11 protein-coding genes are annotated in these 10106 nt (G+C 44.1%); all 11 read left to right on the top strand.

Features of this window, described 5'->3' with window-relative positions; all coding sequences use genetic code 11:
* The first annotated feature begins 235 nt into the window (after positions 1 to 235).
* A complete protein-coding gene (locus tag HY960_09070) occupies positions 236 to 616 on the top strand; it encodes a hypothetical protein (GenBank protein MBI5215892.1) in 381 nt (126 codons plus the stop codon).
* Between the two features lie 101 nt (positions 617 to 717).
* The gene (locus HY960_09065; protein ID MBI5215891.1) at positions 718 to 1131 is read left to right on the top strand and encodes a YjbQ family protein; all 414 of its coding nucleotides are present in this window, start codon (positions 718 to 720) and stop codon (positions 1129 to 1131) included.
* A 2-nt stretch (positions 1132 to 1133) separates the two neighbouring features.
* The gene (locus HY960_09060) at positions 1134 to 2531 is read left to right on the top strand and encodes a GWxTD domain-containing protein (protein MBI5215890.1); all 1398 of its coding nucleotides are present in this window, start codon (positions 1134 to 1136) and stop codon (positions 2529 to 2531) included.
* A 5-nt stretch (positions 2532 to 2536) separates the two neighbouring features.
* Positions 2537 to 3427, top strand: coding sequence for a lysophospholipid acyltransferase family protein (locus HY960_09055; GenBank protein ID MBI5215889.1), 891 nt, complete (start codon positions 2537 to 2539; stop codon positions 3425 to 3427).
* The gene (gene waaF / locus HY960_09050; GenBank protein ID MBI5215888.1) at positions 3394 to 4473 is read left to right on the top strand and encodes a lipopolysaccharide heptosyltransferase II; all 1080 of its coding nucleotides are present in this window, start codon (positions 3394 to 3396) and stop codon (positions 4471 to 4473) included. The genes HY960_09055 and waaF overlap by 34 nt, the downstream gene beginning before the upstream one ends.
* 73 nt (positions 4474 to 4546) lie before the next feature.
* Complete coding sequence (locus tag HY960_09045) at positions 4547 to 5845, top strand: MFS transporter (protein ID MBI5215887.1); 1299 nt, start codon at positions 4547 to 4549, stop codon at positions 5843 to 5845.
* A 17-nt stretch (positions 5846 to 5862) separates the two neighbouring features.
* Positions 5863 to 6159 carry a nucleotidyltransferase family protein gene (locus HY960_09040; GenBank protein MBI5215886.1) on the top strand — a complete coding sequence of 99 codons (297 nt, stop codon included), beginning with the start codon at positions 5863 to 5865 and terminating at the stop codon, positions 6157 to 6159.
* The gene (locus HY960_09035; GenBank protein ID MBI5215885.1) at positions 6152 to 6502 is read left to right on the top strand and encodes a DUF86 domain-containing protein; all 351 of its coding nucleotides are present in this window, start codon (positions 6152 to 6154) and stop codon (positions 6500 to 6502) included. The genes HY960_09040 and HY960_09035 overlap by 8 nt, the downstream gene beginning before the upstream one ends.
* Positions 6492 to 7454: an aminopeptidase gene (locus tag HY960_09030; GenBank protein ID MBI5215884.1), complete on the top strand. Its 963-nt coding sequence runs from the start codon at positions 6492 to 6494 to the stop codon at positions 7452 to 7454. The genes HY960_09035 and HY960_09030 overlap by 11 nt, the downstream gene beginning before the upstream one ends.
* A 90-nt stretch (positions 7455 to 7544) precedes the next feature.
* Positions 7545 to 8825 carry an efflux RND transporter periplasmic adaptor subunit gene (locus HY960_09025; protein ID MBI5215883.1) on the top strand — a complete coding sequence of 427 codons (1281 nt, stop codon included), beginning with the start codon at positions 7545 to 7547 and terminating at the stop codon, positions 8823 to 8825.
* Positions 8826 to 8831: 6 nt separating this feature from the next.
* The gene (locus HY960_09020) at positions 8832 to 10058 is read left to right on the top strand and encodes an ABC transporter permease (protein MBI5215882.1); all 1227 of its coding nucleotides are present in this window, start codon (positions 8832 to 8834) and stop codon (positions 10056 to 10058) included.
* Positions 10059 to 10106 lie beyond the last annotated feature (48 nt).

Genomic DNA, 10106 nt, shown 5'->3' with positions numbered 1-10106 from the left:
GTTTTATTTCCTCATCCACCATTTCATGGGTGTATCTAGTTCTTACTTTTCACGTATTTGTTGGATTTGCCCCTCATAATTTTCCATGTCGGATTTTAGAAAAATAACAACCCTTTTACCTTATTCGCTTCTTCCTATTCAATTTTTAATCTTTTATTTAAATACTATGCTCTAATGGTTCACTTTCATCTGAAAATGTTATAACTGCCCAAATTAGACCAATTTCATTGTACAGTTGAATATTACACGAGTAACGGGGAATATTACACGAGTTACGGGGCATGTAACACAAGTAACGGGGAATATTACACGAGTTACGGGGCATATTACACAAGTAACGGGGCATATTACACAAGTAACGGGGCATATTACACAAGTAACGGAGAATATTACACAAGTAACGGGGCATATTACACAAGTAACGGGGCATATTACACAAGTAACGGAGAATATTACACAAGTAACGGGGCATATTACACAAGTAACGCGGGATATTACACACGTAACGCGGGATATTACACGAGTAACGGGGAATATTACACAAGTAACGGGGAATATTACACAAGTAACGGGGAATATTACACAAGTAACGGGGAATATTGGGTGTGCGAGATAACAACTTTGAAATACAACATTATGGAGTTATGAAGGAGTTTGATATGATTGTGTTTCACCCGCTTTTTTAATATGTTTGTTCCGAATTATACACAAAAGAAGATGAAATTTCAGACAGAATATCTTTGGTTTTCAACAAAGAAAAAGAGAGAGTACATCAACATCACCGGCGAAGTTGAGCAAGCGGTTGCCAAAAGCGGCATCAAGGAAGGGATGGTTCTCGTTTCGGCGATGCACATTACGGCGGGTGTTTATATCAACGATGCGGAAGACGGACTGATTCAGGATATTGACGAGTGGCTGGAAAAACTCGCTCCGTTCAATGCCAATTACCATCACCACAGAACGGGGGAGACAAACGGCGACGCACATTTGAAAAGTCTCCTCGTTCATCATGAAGTGATTGTTCCGGTCACGAACGGCAAATTAGATTTCGGTCCGTGGCAACAAATCTATTACGCTGAGTTCGATGGGCAACGAAAAAAACGTGTCATTATTAAAGTTATGGGTGAATAGCGATGAAAAAGATTTGTACGATAGTACTTATTGCGCTCATTTTCGGGTGCGTGGCGCAAAGCCAAACCATCATTCCCGCAAAATCTGATTTCCGAATCGAAATAGATTGGGCGCGGTTTCAGGGAGATTCAACGCAAGCCTATATCGAACTGTATTATGGAATCCGCGAGCGGGCGCTTTCATACAAAGCAGACGGCGGACGATTCGTTGCAGGCGCGCGGTTTTCTTACACTATCATGAATGAGCAAACGACGGTGGCATCCCGCGAGTGGACTGTACCGAATATCATTGATGACACAACGCGTTTGGAAACCGGTCAAACATTGGTGGGAATAGAAACATTCGGTTTGCCTGCCGGTTCATATCAACTCATTATTCAGGCGTATGATATGATGAACGAACTGCGGCGCGATAGTCTTCGTTTCTCATTTCCGGTTTCGTTGATTCCTCAACACGAGGCAGCGCTCAGCGACATTGAACTGTGTACATCGCTTCAGCAATCGTCGAACACGCAATCCATGTTTTACAAGAACACAGTGGAAGCGGTTCCGAATCCGAGTTTGATGTATGGAACGGGATTGCCGATGATGTTCTATTATGTGGAAGTGTATAATCTTCTCAAAAGTGTGAATGGAGAAAAGGTGACGCTGCGAACTCAGGTGTTCGATTCAGGAAACAAAGAAGCGCTGGTTCAGAATAAACAAAAGCAACGGACAAACAACGCGAGCGTTGAGGTTGATAAAGTCAATGTTTCATCACTGAAAAGCGGAACCTATACGTTGCAGGTTTCCGTGCTTGATTCGGCAGAGCATGTTTATGCAGACATGAAGAAGAAATTTTTCATCCTCAAGCCGGGGAGTGAAATTGACACGACCCAAAAGAAGGAACAATTTTCTCTCGTGTTGACAGAATTTACTGCTATGGGAGAAAAAGAGTTAGACAACGAGTTTGCTGAAGCCGAATATCTTGCACATGGCGATGAGAAAGAGCAATACGGACAACTTACGGATGTTGAAGCAAAGCGGAGATTCGTTGCACAATTCTGGCAAAAGCGTGACCCCGACCAATCAACCGCTCAGAACGAATTACGAATTGAATACAGAAAGAGAATAGAGCGTGCAAATGAATTGTATGCTCGTGGTTTTGTTCCGGGTTGGAAGACAGAACGCGGGCGCGTCTTTATTGTGTATGGTCCATGTGATGATGTCGAGCGATTTACCAGCACAGAGGAAGCAAATCCGTATGAAGTCTGGCACTACAACAGTTTGCAAGGAGGCGTTGTCTTTGTTTTTGTTGATTGGAAAAACATCGGTGATTTTATTCTTGTGCATTCGACGTACCGGCAGGAACAACGAAACGATAATTGGTATGAAGAATACGCACAGAAGATGCGGCATTAAACACCATGCGTCATCGGTTTGAATTAATTGTTTTTCAACTGTTGAAGTGGTTCGTCCTTTCGTTGCCGTTGAAATCCGCACAACGACTGGGAGCGGTTCTGGGAACGGTTGCGTTTTATCTCATTGGCGGACGGAAGCGTATCGCCCTTGAAAATCTCCGGCACGCATTCCCTGAAAAATCTGAACCTGAACTACTGACCATCACGAAGGGAGCGTTCAAAAATTATGGAATCGCGTTCATCGAATTGTTGTGGATTCCGAATTTTAACAAGGTGAGTGTTGAGCGATTGTATTCTTCAACAACCACCGATGTGCTTCTCAATGCGGAAGCAGAAGGAAGGGGATTGATATTTCTTACCGGGCATTTCGGAAGTTGGGAATTAACACCGGTGATTTCCGGACTCTTATTGCAAAAGCCATTTCATATCATTGTTCAAACACAAAGCAACAAACTTGTTGATGAAGTGATTAACAATCATCGTCGCATTCTTGGTAACGAAACATTTGATATGGGCATGCAAATACGGGAAATTCTCCGTGCACTTGATAAGAAAGAAGTCATCGCCATTGCCGCAGACCAAAGCGGCGCGCAGGAAGGAGCGTATGTTGAATTTTTCGGGAGAGTTGTTTCCACGCATAAAGGTCCGGCAGTATTTGCGTTGAAGAACGGCGCGCCGATTGTTATGATGTTTCTTGTCCGCCAATCCGATTTGACATATAAAGCAGTGTACAATCGCATCCCGATGGATAATTTGCCGGCGAACAAAGATGAAGCGATAGTTGAACTTACAAGGCGACACACAAATCTTCTTGAACAATACATTCGTCAATATCCCGACCACTGGTTGTGGATGCATCGCCGATGGAAACACGTTCAGGAACAACCAAACTCATGAGCGAACTACGAAAAGCAGTTATCATTCAGACGGCATTTTTGGGAGATGTTGTGTTGACGTTGCCGCTCGTTCAGGAACTCAAACGGAATTATCCCCATTGTCTCATTGATGTTGTCGTCATCCCTCGTTGTGCTGAAATTATTGAGAACCATCCCGATGTAAATGAAATAATCCTGTTTGACAAACGGAAATCAGAAAAAGGAATTTCCGGCGTGTTGAGCAAGGTGAAAGAACTGCGGAGGAAAGAGTACGACATCGCTTTTGTTCCTCATCGTTCTGTTCGAAGCGCCGCGCTTGCACGACTTGCAAATATTCCACGTCGTATCGGGTTCAGTAATAGTTCGGGGAAATGGATGTTTACCGACGTTGTGTTGTACAAGCAGGAACAACATGAAGTAGTGAGGAATCTTCAACTACTGAAACCGATAGGAATTCAGACAGAAGAAAAAATATTGCCACGATTATTCCCATCCGAAGAAGACAAACAAACTGTCGAACAATTACTTAAACAACATGCTTTGCTGAACCAACAATTTATCACCATTGCGCCCGGAACAGTGTGGAATACAAAACGCTGGTTGCCTGAACGCTTTGCTCAACTTGCTTCACGCATGAATGAAAAAGGATTAGGGGTCGTATTGCTCGGCGGGAAAGAGGATGAAATGTTGGCAAACGAAATTTTGAAACAAGGTAATTCACAACGTCTTGTTTCATCAGTCGGAACGCTAACAATACTTCAATCAGCGGAGTTGATACGAAGAAGTTCCGTTCTTGTTACGAACGACAGCGCTCCGTTGCATCTTGCTTCAGCCATGCAAACACCAACAGTTGCATTGTTCGGAGCGACGATTCCTGAGTTTGGTTTCGGACCAATCGGCGAACAGAAAATTGTTCTCGAAACAAAAGAATTATCATGCAGACCGTGCAGTATTCACGGTGGAAAAGAGTGTCCGATACAAACGTTTGACTGTATGAAATCAATTACAGTTGAGATGGTGGAAAAGGAAGTACTCCGGCTCATCCCGACTCACATACATTCCTCATAACAGTTGGTTTCTCTTTGATTTTTCTCTATTTTTGAACCGCAACGAACGACTTTTCTCAACAATCTCTACATCAATGAACGAAACGAAACAATCAATTCAGGATTCACGTCAGCCACCACCACGATGGTATCGCTGGATGGTGCTTGTGCTCATCAGTCTCGCCATGTTCGGCAATTATTATGTGTACGATTGCATCAGTCCGATGGCAGACATCCTCGCACAACAACTCAACTTTTCCGATTCCGACATCGGGTGGCTTCAGGCAATTTACAGCATCCCGAATATTTTTATGGTGCTGATTGGCGGTTTCATTATTGATAGAATCGGAACGAAGAAATCAACATTTTTATTCGGGTTGCTCTGCTTTATCGGAGCGGCAATCACAGCGGCTTCTCCTTCGCTGACAGTGATGGCAACTGGTCGCTTAGTATTTGGACTTGGAGCCGAATCGTTGATTGTCGCCGTGACGACTGCGATTGCGAAATGGTTCAAAGGAAAAGAACTGAGTTTTGCATTCGGTATTAACTTGACGATTGCGCGGCTCGGTTCGTTTGCCGCACTCAATTCCCCGTCGTGGGCGAGTTTTGCGTACGATGGCTGGCAGATGCCGTTACTGATTTCGGTTGCATTCGGAACAATGTGTATCGTCGGTGCAATATTTTACTGGCTCCTCGAATCCCGCTCGGAAAAAATTTATTCCCTTGGCGAAGCAGGCGGAACCGACAAAGTCGTGTTTAAAGATATTTTCAAATTCGGTACATCGTACTGGTTTATCGTTGCTCTGTGCATAACGTTCTACTCCGGTATCTTTCCGTTCCAAACATTTGCTGTGAAATTTTTTATGGAAGCGCACGGAGTCACACGCGAGACGGGCGGTTTCCTTTCAAGTATGTTGACGTTGTTTGCCATGATTGCAACGCCTCTGTTTGGTTTGATGGTTGACAGGATCGGCAAACGTTCGCTTTTTATGATGTTCGGTTCGATGTTGTTAATTCCTGTCTATCTGATGATGGGATACACGCATATTTCCTTGTATGTTCCGATGGCGATGATGGGAATTGCGTTCTCACTTATTCCGGCAATCATGTGGCCCTCTGTTGCGTACGTCGTCGAACAATCGAAACTCGGAACCGCTTATGGTTTGATGACGTTAATTCAAAACATCGGACTCTCCGGCTTTAATTTATTGATTGGCTGGGCGAACGATACTTCGCTTGCCAGCGCTGAGAATCCTGCCGGCTATCAACTCGGCATGTGGATATTTTCCTGTCTAGGATTTTTCGGGCTTTTGTTTGCGTTCTTACTCAGACGAAGTGAAATGGGACCTCATGCGCATGGGTTGGAGACGATAACGGTGAATACTTCTAAATAAATAGATGAAATGAAAAAATGAGCACAATAAATCGAATCAAGGAAAGCATCAAAAAGAAAAGAAAAGATATCCATCGAAATTTTAAGGTGAAGGAGATTGGAATTTTCGGTTCGTTTGTGAAAGTGCGAAACTCCCGAACAAGCGATATAGACATATTAGTAGAATTCGAGAAAGGATGTACGACCTTCGATAACTACATGGATTTGAAATTCTTTCTCGAAAAAATGTTACGCCGTAAAGTTGATGTTGTATTAAAAAACACGCTCCGACCTGAATTGCGGGAAAAGATTCTCAGTGAAACAATCTATGTCTGAACGGGCTTACATTTTTTTCTTTGAAGATATGCTGAAAAGTATCTCGAAGGTAACACGGTATGTTGGCAAAAAATCCTTTCAAAAATTTATTGATGATGAAATCCTTGTAGATGCTGTAATAAGAAACCTGGAAATAATAGGTGAAGCGGTTAAGCATGTTCCTTTGGAATTAAGAAAGAAACACAAGAATATTGCTTGGAGAAAAATTGCCGGACTACGGAATATTCTTATTCATGATTATTTCGGGATTGATTATTATCTTCTCTGGGATATTATTAAACACAAACTTCCCGAATTGGAATCTCAACTCATTCTGTTAATGAAAGACGAAAATGAAAACTGAATTATACAATGCCGCACTCATCGCAGTTCGCGATTGCATGGGTGTAAAGAAAAATGAAAAAGTTTTGATTGTCACCGACGAACCGTTGCGGACAATCGGCTATGCGCTTTGGCAAGCAACAAAAGATTTGGGAAACGAAGTCTTGCTGGTGGAAATGCTTCCGCGGAAAACGAACGGGGAAGAACCGCCGGAAGAAGTTGCCGCGTTGATGAAAGTTGCCGATGTTGTTCTCTGCCCGACTTCGAAATCGTTGACGCATACAGATTCACGGCGCGCGGCAAGTGAACGGGGAATTCGTGTCGGAACATTGCCCGGCGTGACGGAGGAAATAATGATTCGTTGCATGAACGCGGATTACAATCGCATTGCCGAACGAACGTTCAAATTATGTGAGTTAATGGAAAAGACCGAGACAATCAAGGTGAAAGCGCCGCGGGGAACGGATATTTCAATGCCGATCAAAGGAAGAAAAGCACACGCAAGTTCCGGATTGTTTAAAGAAAAAGGACAGTGGGGAAATCTGCCGACTGGTGAAGCATATCTCGCTCCCGTGGAAGGAGCTTCCAATGGCGTTGTCGTTGTTGATGGTTCAATGGCTTCTGTCGGAATGGTACATGAACCGATACGAATTGTTGTGGAAGATGGTTATGCAACCGAAATAACGGGCGGAGTAGAAGCGAAACGTTTGATTGAACTTCTGGAACCGCATGGAAAGGACGGGCGTACTGTTGCCGAGTTTGGAATCGGGACGAATGATAAAGCAATACTTTCAGGAAAGATTCTCGAAGATGAAAAAGTGATGGGAACAATTCACATTGCGTTTGGAGATAATAAATCAATGGGCGGTTCGGTACGCGTGGCAAGCCATCTCGACGGACTTATCAAAGAGCCGACTGTCTGGTTTGATGATTTAATGATTATGAAAGATGGAAAGTTTGTTGTTGAGGTTTGAAATTTCTTTATCTCCGGTCCCTAATCAGTTTCACAAGATAGATATCTATCTTCAGCATAAAATATTTTTTAGAAAGTACATTGCAAAGGCATGAAAAAAGTTTTACTAATCATTTTAACAATTCTCGCTTTAGGAACCGGCGGTTATTTTTATTTCAAAGATGGTTCGAACGGCGAAACGAAATACCGAACAGAAAAAATAGGCAGAGGCGATGTCGTTGTACAGGTTCGTGCGACCGGCACAATCAATCCGGTGCAGACGGTACAGGTTGGGAGTCAGGTATCCGGCATTCTCTCCAAAATTTATGTTGACTTCAACGATGTTGTTCGTGCCGGTCAAATCGTTGCTCAGATAGATTCAACATTTCTCAATGCATCGGTGAAAGAAGCCGAAGCAAATGTCGAACGAAATCAGGCACAGGTGAACGAGGCGAAACGGACGGTGAAACGAACGAATGAATTGTTCGAAAAGAATCTTGTCTCGCAGTCAGAGTTGGATGCGGTGCAAACGACCTATGAATCTGCGCTTGCACAAATGAAGCAGGCACAAGCCGCACATGACAGAGCAAGAGTGAATCTCCGGTATTCCACAATTATTTCGCCGATTGATGGCGTAGTAATTTCACGGGATGTGGATGTCGGTCAAACAGTGGCGGCAAGTTTGCAAGCGCCGAAACTCTTTTCCATCGCCAACGATTTGACACACATGCAAGTCGAGGCGAGTGTTGATGAAGCAGACATCGGACAGATTAAGGAAGGACAATCGGTTACGTTCACAGTTGATTCGTACCCCGATGAAACATTCGAAGGAACGGTGAAGCAGGTTCGTCTCGCTCCTGTTCTCACGCAAAATGTAGTCACGTATACGGTCATCATCGAAGTGCCGAATCCGGATTTGAAACTTCGTCCGGGCATGACTGCGACTGTTTCCGTTCTCATCGAGAAAAAAGAACATGTGCTTCGTGTTCCTACGCTTGCGTTACGCTTTCAACCTCCGGCTGAAGTTCTGGAAAAGTTTGATGGTGAAAAACCGAAGAACGGTATGTCAAACGGAAATCAAGGTGGAGAACGGATGGCAATGGGAGGAGGTTCGGAACGGCGAGGAATGATGAATGGTGGTATGGATGGAATGAAAAAAATGAAATCCACCCGTGTATGGATTTCTACGCCGTCAGGCGAGTTGAAACCGGTAAAAATAAAACTTGGTCTCAACGATAATCGTTTTGCAGAAGTTCTGGAAGGTGAATTGAAAGAAGGAGATGAGATTGTTCTTGGTTTAAGTATGCCGGAGATGGCGGCAGGTGGAAGCCAGCAAAGCAATCCGTTCGCGCCAAGAATGCCCGGCGGCGGTGGTGGACGAGGAATGCGGTAAATCTTTATGATGCGTTTTCTTGAAATACTTCAAATCGCGTTCGATGCTTTGGTTCGAAACAAAATGCGTTCATTCCTGACGATGCTGGGAATTATCATTGGCGTCGGTGCGGTCATTGCGATGGTGGCAATTGGCCAGGGAGCGCAATCCTCAATTGATGCGCAAATCAGTTCGCTCGGTACCAATGTGCTGTTGATATTTCCCGGAACAACCAGTCGGGGCGGTGTCGTTGCAGGTGCGGGAACCTCGGTGACATTGACAGAAGCAGATGGTGAAGCAATTAAAGAGCAATGTTCAGCAGTAAATTATTTGAGTCCGTTGATTCGTAACGGCGCTCAGGTTGTGTATGGTAATTTGAACTGGGGAACAATCGTTCAGGGTGGCGCACCGGATTTTTTTGCTATCAGAGATTATCGGACAGAAACCGGAGAATTTTTTACCGAGCAGGATGTGCGCGCAGCGACGAAAGTTTGTTTGCTTGGTAGGACAGTGGTTCAACAAATTTTTGAAGGAGCAGACCCAATCGGGCAGACGGTTCGCATTAGAAATATTCCCTTTCGTGTTGTCGGTACACTGAAACCGAAAGGACAAAATATGATGGGACAAGACCAGGATGACATTATCATCGTTCCATATACGACGTTACAAAAGCGGCTCATGGGTGAACGCAATGTGAGAAATTGGGGATTTATCGTTTCCGCGGTGAGTAGGGAACAAATTGTCGAAGCACAACAACAAATCACCGAACTCCTTCGGACAAGACATAAACTCGGCGCCACCGAAGACAATGATTTTACTATCAGAACGCAAACAGAAATTGCTGAAGCATCATCCGCCACATCAAAAATCATGACGATGTTACTTGCAAGCATAGCAGGAGTATCGCTCATTGTCGGTGGAATTGGAATCATGAATATCATGTTGGTTTCAGTGACAGAACGGACGAGAGAAATCGGAATACGAATGTCCATTGGTGCGAAACGGCGCGATATTCTCAGTCAATTTTTAATTGAAGCGATTGTTCTGAGTCTCGTTGGAGGACTTGTTGGCGTTGGCATTGGTGTTGGCGGCTCGAATTTAATTTCTTCGATGGCGGGTTGGCCCACGTTTGTCTCTGCAACTTCCATCGTGCTTGCGGTTTTCTTTTCGATGGCTGTCGGCGTCTTCTTCGGATTTTATCCGGCGAGAAAAGCTTCACGATTGAATCCGATTGAAGCGTTGAGGTACGAGTAGATTTGTCCACTTGTGGTTATTGAGAGATTGGAATTTTGCATTTCAATA

It is taken from the genome of Ignavibacteriota bacterium, assembly GCA_016212665.1.
GTDB lineage: Bacteria > Bacteroidota > Ignavibacteria > UBA10030 > SZUA-254 > FW602-bin19.
Note: the sequence above shows the minus strand (reverse complement) of the source record. Positions and strands in the feature narration are given on the sequence as shown.

What these genes read in the sequence shown, in the direction of transcription:
- HY960_09065 (MBI5215891.1), top strand. Translation starts at nt 718, where the DNA reads ATGAAATTTCAGACAGAATATCTTTGGTTTTCAACAAAGAAAAAGAGA.
- HY960_09060 (MBI5215890.1), top strand. Translation starts at nt 1,134, where the DNA reads ATGAAAAAGATTTGTACGATAGTACTTATTGCGCTCATTTTCGGGTGC.
- HY960_09055 (MBI5215889.1), top strand. Translation starts at nt 2,537, where the DNA reads ATGCGTCATCGGTTTGAATTAATTGTTTTTCAACTGTTGAAGTGGTTC.
- waaF (MBI5215888.1), top strand. Translation starts at nt 3,394, where the DNA reads ATGGAAACACGTTCAGGAACAACCAAACTCATGAGCGAACTACGAAAA.
- HY960_09045 (MBI5215887.1), top strand. Translation starts at nt 4,547, where the DNA reads ATGAACGAAACGAAACAATCAATTCAGGATTCACGTCAGCCACCACCA.
- HY960_09040 (MBI5215886.1), top strand. Translation starts at nt 5,863, where the DNA reads ATGAGCACAATAAATCGAATCAAGGAAAGCATCAAAAAGAAAAGAAAA.
- HY960_09035 (MBI5215885.1), top strand. Translation starts at nt 6,152, where the DNA reads ATGTCTGAACGGGCTTACATTTTTTTCTTTGAAGATATGCTGAAAAGT.
- HY960_09030 (MBI5215884.1), top strand. Translation starts at nt 6,492, where the DNA reads ATGAAAACTGAATTATACAATGCCGCACTCATCGCAGTTCGCGATTGC.
- HY960_09025 (MBI5215883.1), top strand. Translation starts at nt 7,545, where the DNA reads ATGAAAAAAGTTTTACTAATCATTTTAACAATTCTCGCTTTAGGAACC.
- HY960_09020 (MBI5215882.1), top strand. Translation starts at nt 8,832, where the DNA reads ATGATGCGTTTTCTTGAAATACTTCAAATCGCGTTCGATGCTTTGGTT.